At 31.8% G+C, this 24,678-nt stretch carries 19 protein-coding genes, 1 riboswitch and 1 other annotated feature; of the genes, 3 read left to right on the top strand and 16 right to left on the bottom strand.

The window, feature by feature from the left end:
- Window positions 1-110 precede the first annotated feature (110 nt).
- From J2Z44_RS02710 to J2Z44_RS02700, 3 genes are all read right to left on the bottom strand, one after another.
- On the bottom strand, window positions 111-638 hold the full coding sequence (locus tag J2Z44_RS02710) for a 2'-5' RNA ligase family protein (protein ID WP_021284062.1): 528 nt from the start codon (window positions 636-638) through the stop codon (window positions 111-113).
- Between the two features lie 16 nt (window positions 639-654).
- Window positions 655-2,001, bottom strand: coding sequence for an APC family permease (locus tag J2Z44_RS02705; protein ID WP_021284061.1), 1,347 nt, complete (start codon window positions 1,999-2,001; stop codon window positions 655-657).
- A gap of 294 nt (window positions 2,002-2,295) precedes the next feature.
- Window positions 2,296-2,400, bottom strand: a riboswitch (glycine riboswitch).
- A gap of 177 nt (window positions 2,401-2,577) precedes the next feature.
- A complete protein-coding gene (locus tag J2Z44_RS02700; protein WP_021284060.1) occupies window positions 2,578-4,158 on the bottom strand; it encodes a peptidoglycan-binding domain-containing protein in 1,581 nt (526 codons plus the stop codon).
- Between the two features lie 244 nt (window positions 4,159-4,402).
- Here J2Z44_RS02700 and J2Z44_RS02695 point away from each other — a divergent pair, with 244 nt between their 5' ends.
- Entirely contained in the window at window positions 4,403-5,095 is a 693-nt protein-coding gene (locus J2Z44_RS02695; RefSeq protein WP_021284059.1) for a DUF554 domain-containing protein, read from the top strand.
- A 63-nt stretch (window positions 5,096-5,158) separates the two neighbouring features.
- On the opposite strand, the gene purD is transcribed toward J2Z44_RS02695, so the two are convergent.
- From purD to J2Z44_RS02650, 9 genes are all read right to left on the bottom strand, one after another.
- A complete protein-coding gene (gene purD / locus J2Z44_RS02690) occupies window positions 5,159-6,403 on the bottom strand; it encodes a phosphoribosylamine--glycine ligase (protein ID WP_021284058.1) in 1,245 nt (414 codons plus the stop codon).
- A 14-nt stretch (window positions 6,404-6,417) separates the two neighbouring features.
- Window positions 6,418-7,926: a bifunctional phosphoribosylaminoimidazolecarboxamide formyltransferase/IMP cyclohydrolase gene (purH, locus tag J2Z44_RS02685; RefSeq protein ID WP_021284057.1), complete on the bottom strand. Its 1,509-nt coding sequence runs from the start codon at window positions 7,924-7,926 to the stop codon at window positions 6,418-6,420.
- A gap of 5 nt (window positions 7,927-7,931) precedes the next feature.
- Window positions 7,932-8,546, bottom strand: coding sequence for a phosphoribosylglycinamide formyltransferase (purN, locus tag J2Z44_RS02680; RefSeq protein ID WP_209649320.1), 615 nt, complete (start codon window positions 8,544-8,546; stop codon window positions 7,932-7,934).
- Window positions 8,534-9,532 carry a phosphoribosylformylglycinamidine cyclo-ligase gene (gene purM / locus J2Z44_RS02675; RefSeq protein ID WP_021284055.1) on the bottom strand — a complete coding sequence of 333 codons (999 nt, stop codon included), beginning with the start codon at window positions 9,530-9,532 and terminating at the stop codon, window positions 8,534-8,536. Before purM ends, purN begins: the two co-directional genes overlap by 13 nt.
- 2 nt (window positions 9,533-9,534) lie before the next feature.
- Window positions 9,535-10,965 carry an amidophosphoribosyltransferase gene (purF, locus tag J2Z44_RS02670; RefSeq protein ID WP_209649319.1) on the bottom strand — a complete coding sequence of 477 codons (1,431 nt, stop codon included), beginning with the start codon at window positions 10,963-10,965 and terminating at the stop codon, window positions 9,535-9,537.
- Between the two features lie 29 nt (window positions 10,966-10,994).
- The gene (purC, locus tag J2Z44_RS02665; protein ID WP_021284052.1) at window positions 10,995-11,699 is read right to left on the bottom strand and encodes a phosphoribosylaminoimidazolesuccinocarboxamide synthase; all 705 of its coding nucleotides are present in this window, start codon (window positions 11,697-11,699) and stop codon (window positions 10,995-10,997) included.
- The gene (purE, locus tag J2Z44_RS02660; RefSeq protein ID WP_021284051.1) at window positions 11,699-12,178 is read right to left on the bottom strand and encodes a 5-(carboxyamino)imidazole ribonucleotide mutase; all 480 of its coding nucleotides are present in this window, start codon (window positions 12,176-12,178) and stop codon (window positions 11,699-11,701) included. The genes purC and purE overlap by 1 nt, the downstream gene beginning before the upstream one ends.
- An 11-nt stretch (window positions 12,179-12,189) precedes the next feature.
- Window positions 12,190-16,026, bottom strand: a complete 3,837-nt coding sequence (locus tag J2Z44_RS02655) for a phosphoribosylformylglycinamidine synthase (RefSeq protein WP_342591408.1) — start codon at window positions 16,024-16,026, stop codon at window positions 12,190-12,192.
- A 484-nt stretch (window positions 16,027-16,510) separates the two neighbouring features.
- Window positions 16,511-17,617: a DUF3810 domain-containing protein gene (locus J2Z44_RS02650; RefSeq protein ID WP_021284048.1), complete on the bottom strand. Its 1,107-nt coding sequence runs from the start codon at window positions 17,615-17,617 to the stop codon at window positions 16,511-16,513.
- Between the two features lie 289 nt (window positions 17,618-17,906).
- Window positions 17,907-18,162, top strand: a binding site (T-box leader).
- A gap of 308 nt (window positions 18,163-18,470) precedes the next feature.
- Between J2Z44_RS02650 and J2Z44_RS02645 the strand changes: the two genes are divergently transcribed.
- Both J2Z44_RS02645 and J2Z44_RS02640 read left to right on the top strand, forming a co-directional pair.
- The gene (locus J2Z44_RS02645) at window positions 18,471-19,793 is read left to right on the top strand and encodes a dicarboxylate/amino acid:cation symporter (RefSeq protein WP_021284047.1); all 1,323 of its coding nucleotides are present in this window, start codon (window positions 18,471-18,473) and stop codon (window positions 19,791-19,793) included.
- Between the two features lie 343 nt (window positions 19,794-20,136).
- Window positions 20,137-20,790, top strand: coding sequence for a site-2 protease family protein (locus tag J2Z44_RS02640; protein ID WP_021284046.1), 654 nt, complete (start codon window positions 20,137-20,139; stop codon window positions 20,788-20,790).
- A gap of 240 nt (window positions 20,791-21,030) precedes the next feature.
- Here the strand turns inward: J2Z44_RS02640 and asrC are convergent, their stop codons facing one another.
- The 4 genes from asrC to J2Z44_RS02620 all read right to left on the bottom strand — a co-directional run bounded on the left by asrC (window position 21,031) and on the right by J2Z44_RS02620 (window position 24,634).
- Entirely contained in the window at window positions 21,031-21,984 is a 954-nt protein-coding gene (gene asrC / locus J2Z44_RS02635) for a sulfite reductase subunit C (RefSeq protein WP_021284045.1), read from the bottom strand.
- A gap of 12 nt (window positions 21,985-21,996) precedes the next feature.
- Window positions 21,997-22,788: an anaerobic sulfite reductase subunit AsrB gene (asrB, locus tag J2Z44_RS02630; protein WP_021284044.1), complete on the bottom strand. Its 792-nt coding sequence runs from the start codon at window positions 22,786-22,788 to the stop codon at window positions 21,997-21,999.
- Window positions 22,788-23,789 carry an anaerobic sulfite reductase subunit AsrA gene (gene asrA / locus J2Z44_RS02625; RefSeq protein WP_021284043.1) on the bottom strand — a complete coding sequence of 334 codons (1,002 nt, stop codon included), beginning with the start codon at window positions 23,787-23,789 and terminating at the stop codon, window positions 22,788-22,790. The genes asrB and asrA overlap by 1 nt, the downstream gene beginning before the upstream one ends.
- A gap of 77 nt (window positions 23,790-23,866) precedes the next feature.
- On the bottom strand, window positions 23,867-24,634 hold the full coding sequence (locus J2Z44_RS02620) for a formate/nitrite transporter family protein (protein ID WP_021284042.1): 768 nt from the start codon (window positions 24,632-24,634) through the stop codon (window positions 23,867-23,869).
- Window positions 24,635-24,678 lie beyond the last annotated feature (44 nt).

Here is a 24,678-nt window from a genome sequence, read left to right as displayed (position 1 = left end):
AAAAGTGAACCTAGCTTTAGTATTAAAATATATATAACCCTATTACTGTATCTAGGTTTTAATAATTAGTATAACTAGGTTTATAATGTAATTCCTAACTATAAATTGATCTACTTAAGTAAATACTCTTTGTGGAGCACCCAAGTATTGTTTACCCATTTAAAAATTGAAATATTATCAAATTCCCCGTTGAAGTCGCAACAAAGCTTACTTATATATTCCCATAACTCAGTGAATATAGGTTGAATTCTTTTAGAGCTCACTGTTACATGAAACACTTTATTTTTACCATCTTTTTTATCAAAGTCTATATAATCTATTTTACTCATTTCATCAATTAGCCGATCATGAACAGCTTTAGCTTCCTTTGACATATTTACTTTCATAAAAATAACTCTATCATCGAAATGATCAAAACCTTTTATTTCTAGAGGCTCACTTTTTTCAGTTTTAGAAAATTCTTTCAAGGTATTTTCTAATTCTAATATATCCCCTTCGTATTCAAAAGGTGCTTTAATAGTAAAATGTGCTGGAAGCTTTGAAGATTTTGCTCCAAATTTTTGAAAAACTTCTTTTCTAAGATTATTATTAAAATCCCCAGGTGCTCCTTTTATAATGGAAACTATAACATATCTCATATGCTCACTCCCAGACTTATTTATTTTTCTTAATAAAATAATATACCGGTAACCCTACTAGTGTAATTACTAACCCTACTAGTGCAAACATAGTATCGGTAAATAAAGTACTAATTATTATATAAAGTCCTCCTGCAACTCCCACAATAGGTGTAATTGGATATAAAGGTACTCTAAAAGGTGCAGGGTTATTTTTGAATTTTCTTCTTAAAATAAATACACCAAATACTGCCATTGTAAAGAAAATCCAAAGTACAAACATTACAAGGTTTGTTAATAATTCAAAAGAACCACTTAGAACATATAAAGATGCCAAAACAACTTCTATAATAAAAGCATTTAAAGGTGTTTCAAATCTCTCATTAACTTTACCGAAGAATTTTGCAAAAGGAAAAACTCCATCTTGTGCCATAGCAAAAGGTATTCTTACTCCAGTCATTAAATAGCCATTTAGGGCTCCGAAGATTGATATCATTATACCAGCAGCAATTAAACTAGCTCCACTTTTTCCAAAAAGTATTACGGAGGCATCTGTAGCAGGTTTTGATGATTTTATAACTTCACTTACTGGTATTACTTTTATTATAGCAAGATTAATAAGAACATAAACTACAATGATAACTAATAATCCAACTATAATAGATTTTGGCAAATCTTTCTCTGGCTTTTTTAATTCTCCCGCCATATTTCCAACTGCAATCCATCCATCATAAGCCCAAAGAGTTCCTAAAATGGCTGCTCCAAATCCCGCAAGTCCTGAGGTACTTCCCTGCATTAAACTTGGTGAAAAACTATTGACTGTTCCTTTCATCAAACCAAAAATTATTATTATTGCTATAGGAATAAGTTTAGCAATTGTAGATATCAATTGAACCTTACTTCCAATTTTTGTTGAAATAATGTTTAAAATCATGATGAAGAAAATCATAAAAATTGCAAGAATTTTTTGTTGTGTACTACTCATTGGAATAAAATAAGTTGCTTGAGTAACAAATACAATAGCTAAGGCTGCAACTGCCCCAGGAACATAAACGAAGCTTTGTACCCATCCAAATAAGAATGCCCATTTCTCACTATATAGTTCTTTTAAATATACAAATACTCCACCAGTTTTAGGTATTGCAGTGGCAATTTCTGCAATGGTAAGAGCTGAAGCTATTGTTATTACACCACCGATTACCCATGCCATGATACCCATAGTAGCACTTCCAGCATTGCCAAATACTGCGGAAGCTTTAAAAAATATTCCTGAACCTATAACAATCCCAATAACCATAGTTATTGCTTCAAATAAACCAATTTGTTTTTTTAGACTATTTGAACTATTGTCTCCTACTTTTGCCTTTTCCTTTTTTACTTCCATAAATAAGACCTCCTATTAATTAGTTTATAAGTCCTTGAGACTATTTTGCTTAATGTTTAAGATTTTTAAACATTAAAAAGGACAGAGAGTAAAATAGCATGTGAAATAATGCTATCTTACTCCCTGTCCTTTTATCTGAAAGATTCCTTTAAATAATGAATAAGTTCATTTTTCAATAACATTACAGTATAATTAAATCCTTCTTAATGAAAAAAGTTAACATTGCTGTAATAAACTGTCATTGAAATAAAGTTGCTCCGTTGATGCCACTTTAAAGTGGGCTCTCCAGGGTTGTGTCAAATTATTGTATGTGACCTGAAAGCTTCGATATAAACATTTAGCATTGCTTATATCTTTCTCCTACGGTTATCAATGATTGATATCTCCAATAATTTTCATCCACTATTATTAAATTATTTTAATTCTAATTAAAATAAACACAAATGTCAATACATAATTCGACATTTATATACAAGAAATATATTCATAACTCAGAAGATTAATTCATAAACCTATAAATATTAGCAATTTCTATATAAGTAAAACAATTTTATAATAATCATATGCTTTCATGTGCTAGCTAGTTGAACTTTTTATATCATTATAGGCGCTAATTACTGCATTCCATGTAGCCTCATCCACCTTCCCTGTAACGGGCAAATTTGAAATTCTTTGAAATTCAGATATAGCAGAACTTGTGTTAAGACCAAAAATTCCATCAGGTATAAGGTAAATTATTGATGGATATTTACTCCGTATCAGATTTAAGTAATCTTGTATAAGTTTTACACTATTCCCTTTAGAGCCTACTACTAAAACGCTTCCTGGATAAGAAGAGATAACTTCAGACTCTCTTTCTCCTTCACCATAAGCTTCTGCCATTTTTGTTACACCAACATAAACTTCAGACAATTTATACCAAGTTTTATAATCTACGTTACCACTTTGATATATTCCAAAAGTTCTTTGAAAATTCTGTACAGCCAGCTTTGTATTATTTCCATAAATTCCATCTGAAGATAACTTTTGTATAGCAGGAAAATTTCTCGAAATTCTATTTATATACTTTTGCACTATAGTAACTTCTTTTCCCCTGGTGCCCACAGCTAATGTATATCCTGGATATGATTTTGGTATTCCACGAATCATTTTCGAAATATCAAAAACTATATTTTTTCCATAATAATAAGTAAGTATTTCATAAGGAGTTTTCCCCTGGTCTCCAAGATACTTACTTCCCCATTGAGTTAGATGCCCTGGACACTTAGCTCTTACTCCATCACAGTATTGTGCCAAAAGAGGTTGAACTGAGCCTTGTCTTTTAATGTATTGGGCAAATACTTCATCTACGATATTACTAATATTTTCAAAGATATTTCTACCATAAACAAAATAATGATCATAGGCTGTAGAATTAGTTATGTCAAAATCTTTACCTTTAGCCCTGTACCATTCTGTAAATATTCTATTTAGGGTAAAAGATACAATGCAGTGAACATTAGCCCTAATAGTGTTTTCTGTCCAAGTTGGATAGATTTCACTGCTAGCTACATTTTTTATATAATCTCTAAAACTAACCTCATAATTTGGGCCTGTAGAATCTGGGTTTCCAATATGAACAACTATTTTGTCTGGTACTACCACTTCTGGCAATACTCTAAACATAGATTTTGCTATAGACATTTCTTTTTCCATATCTTCTAAATCCTTTTTCTCATAGCTTCCGTGGAGTAAGTGTGGCTCGATTTGGATTACAGTATATAAACTAGTTTCCCTATGACTTAAACTACTTAAACTTCTGTACATTGATAACTGATGCTCATCTTTTTCAAGGATTACCTTTTGAATAGATGTTATTTCGGGAAATATTTGAACTCCTTTGATTCTTATAGTTCTTCTTCCTGGGGCTTCAACCATTACTTCCCAAGAGCTATAGGGAGCAAGTCCTGCCGCATCACTAGGAGACTGAGACAAAGCAGTGGGTGGTGTTGGAATGTCTATAATTTCTGCCTCTCCACTTATATCAGTTACCGCCTCCTTTGTTCCGTAGTATTTATATTGAACCTCTTCTGGTGTAATTGTTACCTTTGCTCCTACATATGGTTTAAATTCTGCTTCATCATAAGCTACAACTTTTAGTCTTCCAGTATAACTCATAATTACCCTCAAAACTATTACTCGTATTACTATACTATGATACACACTTAAGTTTTGGTACATTGAAAATAAACCTAATAACTTACCAATTTTACCAAAAGGTTTTTATTTATCTGTAATTTTGTGCAGTATTTTGAAATATATCCTGTCTTTTATTCTATTTAGCATAAATTTTATTGACTTATACCCCCTATATTGTAAAATAAGTATGGATGTCATTTAATAATGAAAATGGGGTGGTTTTATGTTAGGTACTATAGTTAACTTTCTAGCTATAGTTGGAGGGGCAATCATTGGACTTTTTCTTAAAGGTGGAATCCCTGAAAAAGTTAGTAATACCGTTATGCAAGGCATTGCTTTATGCATATTGTACATAGGAATCTCTGGAGCTTTTAAAGTTGAGAATATGCTTGTAGTCATAATTTGTATGAGCCTTGGAGCGGTAGTTGGAGAATATGTGGATTTAGATAACATGCTTAAAAAGCTTGGCGATTGGCTTCAAAGTAAATTTAAAAATAGTGAAAGTAAAATTTCTGAGGGTTTTGTAAGTGCAAGCCTGCTCTATTGTGTAGGAGCTATGGCAATTGTAGGGTCTCTTGAAAGTGGTCTTCAAGGAAAACATGATATTTTGTTTTCAAAATCCATTCTAGATGGTATTTCTGCTATTATTTTTTCTTCAACCTTAGGTATAGGAGTTATGTTATCTGGAGTTTCAGTATTTATATATCAGGGAATTATAACTCTATGCGCTTCCTTTTTAAGCCCTGTACTTTCAACTTCTGTAATTGCAAACATGACTGCTTGTGGAAGCTTAATTATAGTAGGTTTAGGACTTAATCTTTTAGGGGTAACTAAAATAAAGGTTGCAAACCTTTTACCCGCCATATTCTTACCTATTTTAGCACCCTTTGTTATTCAATTAATAAATTTATTTTAAATTAAAAAGCACCTTTAATATAGTTTTAACGCTATACTAACGGTGCTTTTATAGGTGAATTAACTACAATCCTATGTCCTGTCTATAATAAATTCCCTCAAAGTCCACATTCTTTATTCCATTATAAGCATTTGATCTGGCTTCTTCTAAGGATTTTCCAAGAGCAGTAACTCCAAGAACTCGTCCTCCGCTAGTAAGTAAGTTTTTGTTGGCTTCTTTTCCTCCAGCTATAAATACCTTTTCAGGACCTTGATTTGAAATTTCTATACATTTTCCTGTATCATATTTATTAGGGTAACCTTTAGATGCAGCTATAATGCAACAAGCATATTGGTTTTTAAACTTTACCTCCGTGTTGTGTAAATTATCTTCTAACGCTGCTATTATTAGCTCCATAAAATCATTTTCCATTAATGGTAGTACAACTTGAGTTTCTGGATCTCCCATCCTCACATTATATTCTAAAAGATAAACATCTTCATTGGCTATCATTAAGCCGAAAAATATAATACCTTTATAGTAAAGCTTCTCTTGTTTAAGTCCTTGAAGAGTTGGAAGCATAATTTTTTCTTTAAAATCTTCTAGTACTTTTTCTGTGCAATAAGGATTTGGTGCTATAGTACCCATGCCACCAGTATTAGGTCCTAGGTTCCCATCAAATATGGCTTTATGATCTTTAGAAGATACAAAGGGTATTATTGTATTTCCATCAGTTATAGCTAAAATAGATGCTTCTACCCCTTGCAAAAATTCCTCTATTACAATAGATTTTCCTGCACCCTTTAAACTATCTGAAACCATAAATTCTTCTATAGCAACTTTAGCCTCTTCATAGTTGTTAGCAATAATTACTCCCTTACCTGCAGCTAAACCATCAGCTTTTAGTACTACTGGAAATTTACACTTTTCAATATACTTCATAGCATCATAAGGATTAAGAAAAGTGCTATATTCAGCAGTGTTGATATTATATTTTTTCATAAATTCCTTGGCAAAAATTTTACTTCCCTCGAGGTTAGCTCCGGCTAAGGAAGGCCCGAATATTTTTTGATTATTTTCTAAAAATAAATCTACTATACCTTCACAAAGTGGTGCTTCAGGTCCTACTACTGTTATATCAATGCTATTTTCCAGAGCAAATTTTAATAATCCCTCATTACTAGTTATATCAACATTTTCACACTTTTCTTCCCTTGCTGTTCCACCATTGCCAGGAGCGCAATATATTTTTCCCACTTTGTTACTTTGGCTTAGTTTCCAAGCAATGGCATGTTCTCTTCCACCACTGCCAATTAAAAGTACTCTCATTTAATCATCTCCTATTAATGTTTAAAATGCCTAGTTCCAGTAATAACCATAGCTATCCCATATTCCTCACAAGCTTCTATGCTTTCCTTATCTCTTACAGAGCCACCAGGTTGGATTATGGCCTTTATGTTGCATTTATTTGCTTCTTCAACACAGTCTCTAAATGGGAAAAATCCATCAGAAGCCAGAACTACACCATCTTTAGCCCTGTCAAGTGCTTGCACAGTTGACCAAATTCTATTAACCTGGCCTCCAGCAATACCCTTCGCCATTTTATCTTTGATTGCCACAATAGCATTAGATTTTACATATTTAGCTACCTTCATTCCAAACACTAAGTTTTCCATCTCATCATCAGTAGGTGCAGTTTTTGTCACTACCTTTAACTCTTCATATATTTTTTTATCTACATCCTGAAGAAGAATTCCGCCATCAACAGAAACAACTTCTATTTCATCCTGTGGAGATGTTGTACATTTTATAACTCTTAGATTTTTCTTAGTTTTTAGTACTTCAAGAGCTTCTTCATCAAAATCGGGAGCAATAACAATTTCTAAGAAGGTTTTTACCATTTCAAGAGCAGCTAATTTGTTAACTTTATTATTTAAAGCTACAATACCTCCATAAATTGATACCTCATCACAACTAAATGCTTTTGTATATGCTTCTTCAGGGGTTTCTCCTAAAGCTACACCACAAGGAGTGTTATGTTTTAAAGTACAACATGCTGTTTCTTCAAACTCATTAACTACCTTCCATGCAATGTCCATATCCTTTATATTGTTATAGGAAAGTTGTTTTCCATTTAATATTTCTATATTATTCATCATTCCATTTTTATCTGTTCTCTTATAAATTGCAGCATTTTGATGAGGGTTTTCTCCATACCTTAAATCCTCAAGTTTCTCATAAGATAAAGATAAGTATTTTGGATTAGAAAGTCCTTCTTCTTTGAAAAGATAATTTGCAATAGCTGCATCATAAGAGGAAGTTAAGTTAAACACCTTTGCTGCCAACCTTCTTCTTGTGGAGTAAGTAACTTCCCCTTGGTTTTCTATCTCTGCCATAATAGTTCTATAATCTTCAATTTGGCTTACAACCACTACATCTTGGAAATTCTTAGCTGCACTTCTTAGCATAGTAGGGCCACCAATATCAATAAATTCGATCATCTCTTCAAAGGAAAGATTTTCTTCTAATTTATCAAAGAAAGGATATAGGTTTACACATACTAAATCAATGGTTTGAATTTCTCTAGCATTTAAAGTTTCCATATGATTCTCATTGTTCCTTATTGCTAAAATTCCACCGTGAATCTTAGGATGAAGGGTTTTAACTCTTCCATCTAGCATTTCTTCTGCATTAGTGACTTCAGAAACTTCCTTTACAGGAAGTCCCTTTTCCTTTAATAACTTATAGGTTCCTCCAGTAGAGATAAGCTCCACTCCATTACTCACTAAAAAATTAGCAAAAGTTATAATGTTAGTTTTATCGTATACACTTATTAAAGCTCTCTTAATCATCTTAATTACTCCTTTACTATTACGTGTCTACCAGCAACACTAATTTTATTCTCTGAAAAAAGCTTAATAGCCTCTGGAAGAGCCTTATGCTCTTCCACAAGAATTCTTTTTTGTAAAGTTTCCTTAGTATCTTCAGCAAGAACCTCTACAGTCCTTTGAAGAACTATAGCACCTGCATCAGTATCCTCTTCAACAAGATGCACTGTACACCCACTTACCTTTACCCCATAATTTATGGCTGCTTCGTGGACCTTTAACCCATACATTCCTTTTCCACAGAAGCTTGGTATCAAAGATGGGTGAATATTTATAATTTTATTTTTAAATTCTTCTAGTAAGGTACCTTTTATTATAGATAAAAAACCTGCCAATACGATTAAGTCAACATTTCCCTTTAAAACCTTATAAATTTCCTCGCTTAAAGTTTGTTTATGTGCGTTTCTTTCAATAACTAAAGTTTTAATGCCGGCATTTTTTGCTCTTTCTAAAGCAAAAGCATCTCCTTTATCACTTATTACATACTCAATTGATACGTCTTTTAAGTACCCTGTTGAAATACTATCTATTATGCTTTGAAGATTAGAACCTCCGCCAGATACTAGAACCGCTACTTTAAACAAACCCCTTCACCTCCGGCTTGTACATATCCAATTTCATAGGCCTTTTCATTTAAAGCATTAAGAGCATTCAATACTTCTTTTGCTATAGATTTATCTACGGCTAAAACCATTCCTATGCCCATATTAAAAGTGTTATACATTTGTTCTTCAGCAACACCTTTATTCATAAGATATTTAAATATTTCAGGAAGCTCATAACTATTTTTATTAATTATTGCAGTAAAGTCCCCCTTAAACATTCTTGGAATGTTTTCATAAAACCCACCACCAGTAATATGTGCCATACCTTTAATACTAAAATCCTTCATAACACTTGAAATGGTACTTACATAAATCCTTGTGGGTTCTAAAAGGATTTCTCCTAAAGTTTTTTCTCCTAGTTTTTCATCATAATTAGTTACTAATTTTCTAACTAAAGAGAATCCATTGCTGTGAACTCCACTAGAAGCTACTCCTATTAGTACATCTCCATCAGCTATTTCACTACCATCAATAATTTTGTCCTTCTCAACAATTCCTAGTGCAAATCCGGCTACATCATAATCCCCTATGTTATACATTCCTGGCATTTCAGCTGTTTCTCCACCTATTAAAGCAGCTCCACTTTGAATACATCCTTCAGAAACTCCTTTAACAATATCACTTGCAATGATTGCATCTAATTTACCACAAGCAATGTAATCTAAGAAAAATAGTGGTTTAGCACCGTGACATAAAATGTCGTTAACACACATTGCTACACAATCTATGCCAATGCTATCAAACTTATTTAAAGAAATAGCAATTTGCAGCTTTGTACCAACCCCATCTGTGCCTGAAACTAGTACAGGATTTTTATATCCTGCTCCTAGTTCAAACATGCCTGCAAAGCTACCAATGCCGTTTAGTACTCCTTTTGTATAAGTTTTAACAGTATAATTTTTCATCAAAGTAACCGCCTTATAGCCCTCTTCAATATTAACTCCTGCATCTTTATATGAAATCATAGTTAATTCTCCTCTCCATTACATTCCTTAACTGGTGCTGATATTGGATACTTTCCATGGAAACAGCCTGTACAAAAACCTTCACTTTTGCCAAGACATTCATATAAACCCTCTGTAGATAAATACTCTAAACTATCTGCTCCAATAGCTTCTTTTATTTCATGAATTTCAAGTTGACTTCCAATTAAAGCATCTCTATAAGGAGTGTCAATACCAAAATAGCAAGGATACTTTACAACTGGAGAACAAACTCTAAAATGAACTTCTTTGGCACCTGCATTTTTTAATAGTTCTACAAGTCTTTTACTGGTTGTTCCTCTAACTATGGAATCATCTATTAATACTACTGATTTACCTTCAACACTTTCTTTTAATACATTCAATTTTACATTTACTGCGCTTTCTCTTTCCTCTTGATTAGGTGCAATAAAAGTTCTTCCTATATATCTATTCTTAATTAACCCAATTTCAAAGGGAATTTTTGAAGCTTTTGAAAAACCAATTGCTGCTGGCATTCCTGAATCTGGAACCCCTATAACTACATCTGCCTCAATTGGATGCTCTTCAAAAAGCTTGATTCCTGCTTTTACTCTTGAATCATTAACAGAAATACCATCAATAATAGTATCTGGCCTTGCAAAATAAATGTACTCAAAAGAGCAAGTAGCACATTTTGTCTTTTCTCCAAAGTTATAGGATTTAATTCCCTGTTCATTAATAACCACAATTTCTCCTGGTTCGATGTCTCTAATAAAGTTTCCACCTGTAGCATCAAAAGCACAACTTTCTGAGGCGATTATATAGTTCCCATCTATTTCGCCAAGACATAGTGGTCTTATTCCATAAGGATCTCTAACTCCTATTAATTCATTTTCAGTTAAAATTACAATACCAAAAGAGCCTTTTATTGCTTGCATGGTATCAATTATACTTTTGAGAATCCCTTTTCCTGATCCTTTAGCAATTAAATTTAATATTACTTCAGAATCTATAGAGGTTTGAAACACAACACCTGAATCTTCTAAAAGTTCTCTTATAATATCTGCATTTATCAAATTACCATTATGTGCAATAGCAATACTACCCAGTTTAAACTCACCTAAAACTGGTTGAGCATTTTTTAGTACACTATCTCCTGCTGTTGAATATCTTACATGTCCAATGGCAGAATGCCCTTGAAGACCATTAATAATCTCATTATTAAAAACTTCTGATACCAGACCCATACCTTTATGGCAATTCATAGACTTCCCATCACAGGTTACAATTCCTGCACTTTCTTGCCCTCTATGTTGAAGAGCGTATAGGCCATAATAAGTTCTTTTGGCTACATTAATCTGTGGTGACTTACTAAAAATTCCATATACTCCACACTCGTCATGAAATTTATCCTCATCGTAACACTCATAAGGCCTTTGTAATAACAACTCCATATTTTTCCTCCTGAATACCACTTAAAGTACTATCCGTTAATTCTTTCTAAAATTTTTGTATATCCTTCTACTAAGTCTCCAAGTTCTCTTCTAAATCTATCTTTATCTAACTTCTCCCCTGTGTTCATGTCCCAAAGTCTGCAAGTATCTGGCGAAACTTCATCAGCTAAAATAACTTCACCCTTATATCTTCCAAACTCTAATTTAAAATCTACAAGCTTGATATTTTGTTTTTTAAAGAAATCACTAAGAATTTCATTTATTTTTTCCGCTTGAGAATATATATGATTTAACTCATCAAAGGTAGTTAATCCCATAGCTACTGCATGATAATCATTCATTAGGGGATCACCTAGAGCATCATTTTTATAGCTTATTTCAAGAACTGTAGTTTTAAGCTCTGTACCTTCTTCAAGACCATATCTTTTCGCCATACTTCCAGCGGCAACATTTCTTACAATAACTTCAACTGGAACGATTTCAACTTTTTTACATAACTGTTCTCTATCACTTAGCTTCTTTATGAAGTGACTTTCTATGCCATTTTCTCTTAACATATCAAAGATAATGGAAGTAATACTATTATTAAGGATTCCTTTTGAGTTAATTGAAGCTTTTTTCTCACCATTAAAAGCTGTTGCATCATCTTTATAATATATAATTACTTCGTCATCCTTTTCTCCTTTATATATCTTTTTAGCCTTACCCTCATACAAGAAATTTTTATTATCCATTATAGCTCCACTCCTTCTTGATTTTCTCTTATAAAGTTCTCTTTCATTGTTTTTCTATAATTTAATAATTTTTCTTTCAGTTCAGGATATTTTATAGATAATATCTCCACTGCAAGCATAGCTGCATTATAGCTGTTATTAATTCCAACAGTTGCTACTGGAATAGACTTAGGCATTTGTACTATAGAATATAAAGAGTCTAACCCCCCAATAGCTGCCTTTATTGGTACTCCAATTACAGGAAGTACAGTTTTTGAAGCTATAACTCCTGGTAAGTGAGCTGCAAGGCCTGCACCTGCAATTATTACCTCGTAACCTTGAGCCTCTAACTCTTTTAAAACTTCTTCTAGCTTTTCAGGAACTCTATGAGCTGATAGTACATGAGCACTATACTCCACATTAAATTCCTTTAAACATTTCCCCGCACCTCTCATTACATCCACATCAGACTTGCTGCCAAAAATAATTGCTACTTTCATTTCTCTTCCTCCTATTTATAATAATTAACTCCACTTTGGAAAATCTTTTGATCAAAGTTTCCCTTAATATTTTTAAATACATTATTATCATATCTTTCGCTATGTCCCATTTTTCCAAAAACTCTTCCGTCAGGGCTAGTAATACCTTCAATAGCATAGGTAGAACCATTAGGATTAAATTTAATATCATAGGTTGGATTGCCAAAACTATCTACATACTGAGTTGCAATTTGATTGTTATTTAATAATCTATTCACCATTTCCTCACTACAATAGAAACGTCCTTCGCCATGGGAAACTGGAATGCTATGAACTTCTCCTAAATCTACTCCATGAAGCCAAGGTGAACTATTATTTATTACTTTAGTATTCACCATGCAGGATATGTGTCTTCCAATGGCATTAGATATTAAAGTTGGGCTATTCTCTTCTAAATCTCTAATTTCTCCATAGGTTACAAGCCCTAGCTTTATTAAGGCCTGGAACCCATTGCAAATTCCGAGAATTAAACCATCTCTATTTTTAAGTAAATCCATAGTAGCTTCACTAATTCTCTTATTTCTAAATATGGCATTTATAAACTTACCTGAACCATCAGGTTCATCCCCTGCACTAAAGCCTCCAGGAAGCATGATTATTTGAGAAGATCTAATTTCACTTTCAAGTGCTAATATGGACTCTTCAATATGCTCTGGACTTAAATTATTAAATACTAACTGTTTAACATCTCCGCCAGCTTTAATAAAGGCTCTTTCACAATCATACTCACAATTAGTTCCTGGGAACACAGGTATAACTATCTTCGGCTTCGGTAAATCAATTAATAAAGAGCTTTCATTTTTCTTACCCTCACCAAATCTTTGTATATCTTTTCTTGCAGTGTTGTTACTTTTGATAAAGTTTACTGGGATATCTCTATCAAACTGAAAATTTATTCTCTGACTTTCTTCATAATCCGTTGGAAACACCTTTTCTAAAGGCTGACAATATATTTTCTTAAGCTCTTTTATATCTATACTTTCCTCTCGAAGCTTAATAACTGATTCCTCTAAAGTTCTGCCAAGCACTTCGTATTCTACTAATTCCAATAGCTCTAAAGCTTCTTCTTTTTTTATCTCTAAAATTATACTTCCATAGGTATAATCTCTTATTTCTTCAAGCTTTGTACTTGGTCTAAATTCAAACCCAACTTCACTTCCGAAGGCCATTTTTGATATACCTTCAATAACTCCTCCGTAGGTTACTGTATATGAGGACAACACCAGGTTTTTATCAATAAGCTCTGATACACACTTAAAGTTCTTCTTTAATTTCGAAAAATCAACTACGAAATTTTCATCTAACCTACTTGGTAATATTACAACTTTACTTCCGCTTTCCTTAAAATCTCCACTAATAGCTTTTTCTACATCTAAAGTGCCTACTGCAAAGGAAATTAAAGTTGGTGGTACATGTAAATCTTCGAAAGTACCTGACATACTATCCTTACCACCTATGGCTGCAACTTCTAAGCTATGCTGAGCATATAGTGCTCCTAAAAGCGCCGAGAAAGGTTTTCCCCATTTACTTGGGTCACTACCTAATCTCTCAAAGTACTCTTGTAGAGTTAGATATGTACTTTCTAATTTAGCCCCTGAAGCTATAACCTTAGAAATACTTTCAACCACTGCGTACATGCTTCCATGGAAAGTACTCCAGGAAGATAACTCAGGATTAAATCCATAAGCCATCACAGTACCAGTTTTAGTTTCACCTTTTAGGGTAGGTATTTTACAAACCATAGCTTCTGATGGTGTTTCTTGTGTATTTCCTCCAAAAGGCATGAATACTGTTCCTCCTCCAATTGAGGAGTCAAACATTTCTACAAGCCCTTTTTGAGAGCATACATTTAAATCTCCTAATACCTTTGTTAATTCTGCTTTAAGGGTAAGGTTATGATTTTCCTTGTTTGCAAAATAGTTGTCACTTTCCTTAGGACTTTGAACTAAGACATCATTAAAACTAGGAGCACCATTGGTGTTCAAAAATTCACGGCTTAAATTTAAGATTGTTTGTCCATTCCATTCCATAACGACTCTATGTTCCTCTGTTACCTGTGCCACTATGGTTGCTTCAAGATTTTCTTCATTTGCTAGAGTTATAAACTTGTCAGCATCACCTTTTGAAACAACTACTGCCATTCTCTCTTGTGACTCAGAAATTGCAATCTCAGTTCCATCTAAACCTGCATACTTTTTAGGTACTAAATCTAAATTTATTTTTAATCCATCTGCTAACTCTCCAATTGCAACTGATACTCCACCAGCCCCAAAATCATTGCATTTCTTTATAAGTTTGGTAACTTCATTATTTCTAAATAACCTTTGTATCTTTCTTTCTGTTGGAGCATTACCCTTTTGAACTTCTGCGTTACTAGTATTAATGGAAGTTTCAGTATGAATTTTAGAAGATCCTGATGCTCCTCCAATTCCATCTCTACCTGTTCTTCCTCCTAATAAGATTATTAAATCTCCTGGTACAGGTTTACTTCTCACTATATTCTCATAGGGTGCAGCTCCAATCACCGCTCCTACTTCCATTCTTTTTGCTGTGTAGCCTTCATGATATACTTCTTTAACAAAACCAGTTGCAAGACCAATTTGATTTCCATAACTACTATAGCCCCTAGCAGCTTCTCTTGTAATTTTTCTTTGAGGAAGTTTTCCTCTTAAGGTTTTTGAAATAGGGCTTCTTGGATCTCCACTTCCAGTAATTCTCATTGCTTGATATACATAACTTCTACCAGATAGTGGATCTCTTATAGCCCCTCCAATACAAGTTGAAGCACCCCCAAAAGGCTCTATTTCAGTAGGATGGTTATGAGTTTCATTCTTAAACATCACTACATACTTTTCTTTTTTACCTTCAACATCAACATCTACTATAATGCTACATGCATTAATTTCATCAGAAGAGTCTAAATTTTGTAGCTTACCTTGATTTTTAAGTTTCTTCATCCCAATTACTGCAATATCCATTAAAGTTATTGGCTTTTCTTTTTCTTTATATAAATCTGATCTATAGCTTTTATAAATTTCATAGGCTTTTTTAACTGGATTATTTAAAGTTCCTTCTTCGAAGGTTATATTTTTAAGATTTGTTGAAAAGGTAGTATGTCTACAATGATCTGACCAATAAGTATCAATAACTTTAAGCTCAGTTATGGTTGGATTTCGTTTTTCTTCATTTTTAAAATAATCCTGAATTAGTTTTAAGTCATCTAAGGTTATTGATAGTCCAAATTCCTTAAGGAATATACTTAACTCATTTTCATTTTTCTCATTAAAATCATCAATGATTTCTATTGTTTGGGAAGTATTATCTATTGAAATGTGGTTAATTAAGCTGTTATTATTTTCAAGTGTTGTTTCTCTTGAGTCTACTTTATTTATGTAATAATCTTTAATTTTTTCTAAATCTTCACGGGCTACCTTTCCATAAAATGCAAAGATCTTAGCAGTTTTAATTTTAGGCATTTCACTTTGAGTAATTAATTGAATACACTGAGCAGCTGAATCCGCCCTTTGATCGTACTGACCAGGTAAATATTCTGAAACAAAATATTTACAATCATTTAGATTAATTTTATCAGTGTAAATATCATCTATATTTATTTCAGATAAAACTGTATATTTTACTAACTCATATTGTTCCTTTGAAATACCCTCTATGTTGTACCTATTAATTATCCTCACTTTTTCAACAGTTTTTATACCTAATAGTTGATTTATCTCATTTTTAATAGTTAATGCCTCATTTTGAAAGTTCGCTTTTTTTTCTACATAAGCAGTAATAATTTGATTTTCCACCTTATCACCTCTAAATTTCAGTTTCAATACGAATATTAACATTTTATATATTTGTATTGTTCGTATATTTATATTATTATATATTTCAGAAAATTAAAAGAGGTTTTTTAAAATTTTAACATTTTTAACTTATTCTTTACTATTAATACATAATTAATTTGAACTATGTTTAACTGTATAAATATTAAATTTGTTTTATTTAGTATTTATATTCCCTTATTAATTCTTAAACCAGTCTTGTATAAAGTAACTTTATAAATTTATATATATCTACTTTTAATTTAAAAGTAATTAATTTTGTATTCTTTACCTTTTTAAAAAAACCATTATCTTCATATCTTTTTACTAGTATTTCAAAACCTGAATCACAAGGCTTAGTTGCAATATTTTCAGGCAAAGAACTTAATTTTCTATATAAAAAAATGTATAAACCTTTATATTGACACCTAGAATCTATGCCCCTATAAAGGTCTACACATTTATACTAATTTTCTATTCTGTTTTTAAACTCCGCTAACAGTAACTTTGTCATAAAACCATAACTTGACACTCCGGCACTTTGATTATTAGATTTTAGGTAGCTATCATTAACTTTATCCCATATTTTTTCAATAGGCCCTTCTTTTGCTTTCCAATAGTTATAACTATAATTCAAATCTCTTCTTAGTTTTTCACTATATAGACTTTTAAGTTTATTGTATTCTTCCTTATCCATCTGATAGAGGTCATTCATAAGATAGTTTAACGCTAAGTAATATCCTGAATACTGAAATTCTTTATTTGGATTATTAATACAAGCCAAATAAGCTACATAATTTGCTTCTTCCTCTTTTGCAATTCCTCTTTGGTGAGCTTGCTCGTGACATATAGTAACTGGTAAAGTTGTTTTTGGAATATCTATATTTATATTAGCTTCCCCAGTGAAAGGAGAATACATTCCGGTGATCCCTGTATAACTCATAAGTTTAGACAAAACTACAGGCTTAGTATTAAAATACCTTTTACCTAAATTCATATTTACCAACTTTACATATTCAAATCCATTCTCCGCATTTTCACTTAACTCAGAGAAGGTTTGATTTAGGTAAAATACTCCATTAACATCTTCCGGCAGATTTTCTCTTAATTCATTAGCCTTATATATAAATTCCTTAGATAATTCAATTAAGTCATTTTTTTCAAATCCAGGATAATTAAGTCCTAAGATATTTACTAATGGTTCTCTATAGTAATTGAATGCCCACAAAAAGTTAAATAAAAAATAAGCTGGTACTAGCACCATAATTAAGGTTCTAGTGTACTTTAATGCATATAATTTTATTTCTTTAGGTCTTCTTATTAATACATAAATAAGCTTTAAAAACACATAAAAGGGAATTGAGAGTAAAGCTACATAGATTAACTCCCATAAGGAAAAAGGAAGCAACCCAAATATTTTTCCCAATGCTTTTGCAATAAAAAGAAATACATAATTAGAGTATATTTGCTCTACCTTTAATGAATTAACTTTACACAATTCAATTAAAAAGAAAGTCAAAATTCCTATTGCTATAAAACAAGAATATACACAAACTCTTTTATTTACTTTCATAAAACTACTCCTAATCAATTACTAATTCTATCTAGAGTTACATGTTAAAGTATAATTCATATATATAAATTCAATTGAACTTATAATTTATAAAATTACTTTAAATAGTACAAAAAAATTTCTCATACTATAATGTATTTATTATAGTATATCGACCCTATTTCGACTATTCTACTATATTTATAATTCTATCACATAAATATTACCAGAAATAATTTTATAAAAAATATGTTGACTTTTATTTTTTTAAATTATATAATCCTTTTTGTAAGATAACTCTTATTAATTAATAAATGCTGTGATTAGGAAAAGTAAGTATTAGGATTCATACAGAGAGAAGCTCATTTGGTGAGAGAGTTTTATGTAAGAATAATACTGAAGTGCCCCTATGAGCTTAATACCGAAATTAACATTAAATAAAAATGTTGAAGTAGGATATTACGGATTCCCCCGTTATAGGGATAGAGCATGGTAGTGCTTAAAAAGAGATGAGTATTAATTACTTAATCAGAGTGGAACCGCGGAATATTACTTCTGCCTCTGTTTTTACAGAGGTGGGAGTTTTTTGTTTTGTAAAATATTTAAGACGTCAAAATGCTTTGCAAAACAAGGATTGCGTGCTATTAATTTACCGGTGTTTATAGCCTTCTTAAATCTCAATAAAACACTAACCTTGTAAATTAGCTTTTTAATAAATATAGGCTTTTTATGTAAAAAATCGCTTTATCTTTTTAAGTATTAATTTAATCAAACTAAATCGATGTACAAGCTTAGTCCTAACATATTTGCTTATTGTAAAATTATTTGATTTAGTTGTAAGTCACAAATAAAAAAATTAGGAGGAAATCGTATAATGATGAATTATATAAGTTTAATAGTTTCAGTTGTCATTTTTTCAATTCTTATGTTTTTAAAGAAGAAAAATGTTTCTTTTGGTAATAGAGTCCTTATTTCTATGGTATTAGGTGTTGTTGTAGGTACAGTTTTCAGTGGAAATATATCTTTAATTGAACCAGTAGGTTCTATGTATGTTAACTTAATTAAGATGATTGTAATACCTCTAGTAGTATCATCAGTTATAACTAGTATAGCTTCTCTTGAAAGTCCATCAAAGCTTAAAAAGATTGGCACTAGAACACTAGCTTATTTAATGGGTACTACTGCAGCTGCTACTGTAATTGGAATTGTGGTTGCCCTTGTTTTTAACCTTGGAAATGGCATTAAGTTTGTAGAAGATGCAAGTTTTAAAGCAAAAGAAGTTCCAACCTTTACAAAGGTATTAGTTGACATGATACCATCTAACCCGGTTAATGAAATGGCTAACGGAAAGATAATTCCAGTTATAATATTCTCAATACTAATTGGTATAGCAATAATAATTGAGGGTTCAAGAAAGCCAGAAAAGGTGGAAGCAGTTAAAAATCTTTTTGATTCCTTTGCAACAATTATGTTTAGAATAACAAAAATGGTTTTAAAACTTACCCCTTATGGAGTTTATGCTTTAATGGCTGGAGTTGCTAGTAAGTACGGTATAGCTACACTAATTCCACTTGCTAAAGTTATAGTTGCAATATATATAGCTTGTGCACTTCAAATTATATTAGTACATGGTTCTCTTTTAGCTTTCGTGGCTAAAGTTAACCCAATAAAATTCTTAAAGAAAATCTATGAGCCTCAAGTAGTTGCTTTTACCACAAGAAGCAGTTATGGTACTTTACCAGTGACAATTAGAGCTTTAACCGATAACGTTAAAATCTCAAATAAAATAGCCTCTTTCGTAGCTCCTATGGGTGCTACAATGGGAATGAATGCTTGTGGTGGTCTTTACCCTGTTATGGCTGCAATTTTCGTTGCTAATGTATTTGGACATAACTTCACCTTAGTAAATTACATCACTTTAATACTAGTAACAACCATTGCATCTATCGGTACAGCTGGTGTCCCTGGTACAGCTTCAATAATGACTACTGTAGTTCTTGCAGCTATGGGTCTACCTGTAGAGGGAATTGCACTATTACTTGGAATAGATACAGTTGTTGATATGGCAAGAACAGCTACAAATGTAACTGGTGCCTCTGTGGTATCACTTCTTGTTGCTGATGCTGTAGGTGATTTTGATAGAGAATCTTTTAATAAAGAAGTATCTATTGATTCAAATGAAAGCATTACTAGATAGAAATATGGTTTATTAGTAATAGAATATAACAATATGTAAATACATGTTGTTATATTCTTATATTCTTATAAATATATAGTATTTGTGCGGCTTCCGAAGTCCGCACTTATTTTTTTATGAAGCTAATTAACCTTAGTAAATACAATCATAAAATTCTAATTACTGTATAATAGGGGCTTTAAAATATTTGTACTTTTCAGAGGTGTAAGAAATCACACCTTTATTATTTTAGTTACCTTTCTTTATTCTTATGCTAATTAGCTTATTAAGTGCCATAATAAGTTATAATCACCTTAGGTTATGAATAAAAATGAATTATAACCACTTGAGTATAGGGGGAATTATGGATTTTTTTATCATTTATGTTGTACTTTTTGCTTCAATTTTAATTCATGAATTAGGGCATTATATGACTTCTAAGCTCTTCAAGGTCCCTGTTTATGAATTTTGTATAGGAGTTGGTCCAAAGTTATATTCTTTTTTTAGACATGGCACAGAATTTCAAATAAGATTATTTCCCCTAGGCGGCTATATTTATAATAATGAATTAAAATATGAAAGACTAAATCTATTAGAGATTTATATAATATGTTTATCCGGGGTAGCCTTTAACTTTTTAGTGTTTACTTTATGTTTACTAGCTTCCTTAGATTTTAACTTTGACCTACTAAAAACAGCTCTAATGAATGTATCACATATAATTATTCAAAGCTTTCGCATTATAAGCTTAAAAAGAATTTATATCTTAGAAAATAGTCTATCTACCTTATTTCATTCCATGAAAGGTACTTTCTTTTTATTTTTTCTCACCATAGTAAATTTAACTCTAGGTCTTACGAATCTATTACCTTTGCCTTCTCTTGACGGAAACAAGGTATATATTGCAACTATGGAAAGGTTACTGGAGAAATTTCACCTTCCCCTTGTAAATAAGAAAAAACTTTCAGTAACATTAAACCTTATATTATTGTTATTTATTCTGATTTTATTTATATAGAAATTACCTTTTACATCAATTATCCTTCTTAAACTGATAGTTTAAGGACTACTATTCAATTTACAAAGGCTATATACTATAAAAAGCCATGAATAATTAGAAACATAACCTGCTCTATTATTCATGGCTTCAACTACGAAATTTTAATTTATTCATTTACAAAAGTTATAAGAACACCAAGGTAATTTTCATTTATTAGTTAGTCCTGACTTTGATTTCCTACATATTGAATTTGCTTTATTACTTCCAGTAAATATTATTTGCAACCTCTGCAATTTCAGGGAGATTAACACCCTCTAGTACAAAATCCTTAAAAACTTGATATCCTGTTCTATCAACTATATAACCTACATGCTCTTTACCGTTAGGTGCATCCTTATCAATATATTTATCTACATATTTATAGGTATTTAAGATTATTTTTATTATTGAATCTTCGTCAATCCATTTAATAAAGTCCTCTGCAATTCTTGGATTTTTCTTCCCTGTTCTCCCCATTATAACTAGTTTGTAATATTTTTTATCACTTCTAGTCCAGGCATTTGTTGGACATTTGTTTACGCACTCTCCACAGCCTAAGCATTTCTCATGATCTCTTTCTACTTTGAAATTCTCCATTCTAAGTGCCCCAGTTACTCTTTTTTTACAATTTTTAACGCAAGCACCACAGGAAATACATCTATGACTTTCATATTGAGGCTCAGTCATTCCTAAAACTCCAAAATCATTCATTCTAGCCTTAATGCAATCATTAGGACATCCTGTTACGGCTACCTTTACATGATAGTGGTTTGGGAAAATGGCTTTTTCAATCCTTTGTGCTAGTGCAGTTGTATCATAATTCGCAAAAGGACATACCCTATTTCCTATGCAAGAAGCTACATTTCTTGTCCCTGCAGCTGCATACCCAGTTTTTGGTGCATTAGGCTGATTTATATCTAATCCCTCAATTACAGGCTGGATTAGTTTATTAACCTCTTCCATTTTATCAAAATCTATATCTGTGATTTCAAACCCCTGCCTCGTAGTCATATGCACAGATCCATTCCCATACTTCTCTGCCACTTCTTTTAACACATCAAAATACTTTACAGGTAAGTGTCCTCCTGGAACTCTTATTCTAATAGCAGTTTTCCCTCTTTTTTTAGTTACCCTAAAGGCATTTCTCATTATAGCTTTAGTATTAATATCCAAAGTTATCCCTCCTTAATCTACTAGATTTTTTGCCTCTAAATAATTAAATACAGGTCCATCTAAACAAATATAAGTATCATCCATCTTACAATGTCCGCACTTACCTACTCCACAACACATTTTTCGCTCATAGGAAACCCATATATTTTCTTCTTTAATACCTAGTTTTAAAAACTCCGCCACGGTAAATTTCATCATCATTGGGGGACCAACCACTACAACTATTGCTTTTCCTACATCTTCTATTTTAAGCTCAGGTACATATTTAGTAACAAGTCCAGTATTTCCCTCATAATCTTCTGGTGCTGAATCTACAGTTACCGTAACATTAACTGTGTTAGACCAAAGTTTTAGATCATCTTTAAATAAAATATCTTTAGGAGACTTAAAACCTACTAATAAGTTGAAATCTCTGGCTCTATCTCTATGGCTTGTAAAGTGTTCTACAATACCTCTCACCGGAGCAAGTGCACTTCCACCTGCAGCTACTATTATTTCTTTACCTTCATATAAACTAACATCAAATCCATTTCCATAAGGTCCTCTTAAGAATAAGGAATCTCCTACAAAGAAGGTATGAATTATATCTGTAACCACTCCAACTCTTCTAATTGTTAAATCAATAAAGCCTTCACCAGCCCCACTTACTGAAATAGGTGCTTCTCCGTATTTAGGAATAGATACTTCCATAAACTGCCCAGGCTTAACCTGACCGTTAAATTCCATTCTAAAAGTAAACTCTATATCTGTATGCTTAATAATATCTAATATTTTTGATTTAAAGGGCATGTATATGTTATTCATTATTCCACCTCATTTACAGCAACATTTAATTTGTTTATGCAATTAGAAAAAGATATATATTGTGGACAAATATCATCACACCTACCACAGCCTACACACATATGATATCCAAACCTTTTCTTAAAATCATAAACCTTATGCATGGCTTTAAATCTCATCCTTTCTCCATTCTTTCTTCTAAAGCTATGGCCTCCTGCCATATCTGTATACCCGTCAACTTGACAGGATGCCCAAACTCTTCTTCTTTCACCATTTTTAGGATTATCCTTGTAATGAATATCCTGCATTGTAAAGCAGGTACAGGTTGGACAGACAAAATTACATCTTCCACAGGCTATACATCTTGCATCATATTCATTCCACATGGAAGATTTAAATATTTTTTGAGATAGATTTTCTGGAATATTTACACTAGTACTGTTCTCTTCCACAAAGTCTATTTCAATGTCTGTATTTATTCCTCCCTGGAAATAGCTTGTTAGTTCCTCATCCTTAACTTTTAAATAAACTGTGTCATTTTTATATTTTAAATACATACTATACTCATCTGTTTTGTTAGTTCCCATAGAAACACAAAAACAATTCTCAAAGGTTTTCTCGCAGCCTATTAAAACTATCTTAAGATTATCCCTAAAATGCTTATAGTAAGGATCTTCAAAACCATTTTTTAAATATATTTCATCACTTCTTTTAAGAGCGTGAATATCGCAACTTCTTAAAAAAACTAATGTCTTTTTCTCTTCTTTTTTAGGCTCAATGTATGAATCTTCAGTAAAATAAAATAAGGTTTCTGTAATTGGCATGTATACTTCTTTAGCAGAGAAACTGCTTTTTATTTTAAATTCCACATCCTCAATTCTATTTATTGGCTTATACTTAATTGAATCTGTATCACTTAAAGTTCCCTTACCAACCAAGGTCATAGGAGCTAATATTTTATATTCATGTTTTAATTTATTTAAAATTTCATTAAAGCTTTCTGTTGTAAACTTTATATCCATGGTTATCTCCTTCCAAATGTTTTTTTATATTCATATAAAAGTTTTCTTAAAAATACTACTAATCTAAGCTTTTATACTTATTTTTCTTTTGAAACGTACCAGTAGGCAAGGCCAACAAAAACTATTCCCCCTACCATGTTTCCAAGAGTTACGATACCAATATTATATAGATATCCTCCTACTGTAACCGTTGCAGGGTGAGGAATTAGTAGTCCTATAGCTAACAGTGTCATATTTGCAATACTGTGCTCAAAACCCGATGTAATGAATACAAATAAACACCAGAAAATCATTATTAATTTTGAGGTTTCTTCTTTTAATTTAAAAGAGCACCAAACAGCAAGACAGACCATTATATTGCAAAGAATTCCCCTAATAAATAATTGCATTGCTGGGGCAGTCATTTTAGCTGTTGATATCTTACCAATAAATTCTGCTACTGGCCCAATTCCAAGACCACTTTGAGAAAATAGAAATGCTAGTAAAATTGAACCTAATAAATTTCCTATAAAACTAAAAATCCAGATATTTAATGTGTCACTAAACTTAACTTTCTTCTCCAAATTACCAATGGTCATAATCATATTATTTCCAGTGAAAAGTTCTGATCCTGACATAATTACAAGACTAAGTGCAACTCCAAAGCTTAAGCCCATAATAATTTTTGTAGTAGGTGAGTTTGCTGCTGAGAGTAATCCACCAATAGTAAATATGAGTATAATTCCAAAACCTACAAACATTCCAGCTAAGGCAGAACTTACTATATATTTTCCTTTAGACCTTTTTAATAAATTACTCTTAGCTACAGATGCATTACTTACTTTTTCAATAACATCGCTAAACATAAAAAAACCCCCTTAAAGTATTGTTAATATAATAACAATAAACT

It is taken from the genome of Clostridium punense (assembly GCF_017874425.1).
Lineage (GTDB): Bacteria > Bacillota > Clostridia > Clostridiales > Clostridiaceae > Clostridium_J > Clostridium_J punense.
This window is presented reverse-complemented; position numbering and strand designations above follow the sequence as displayed.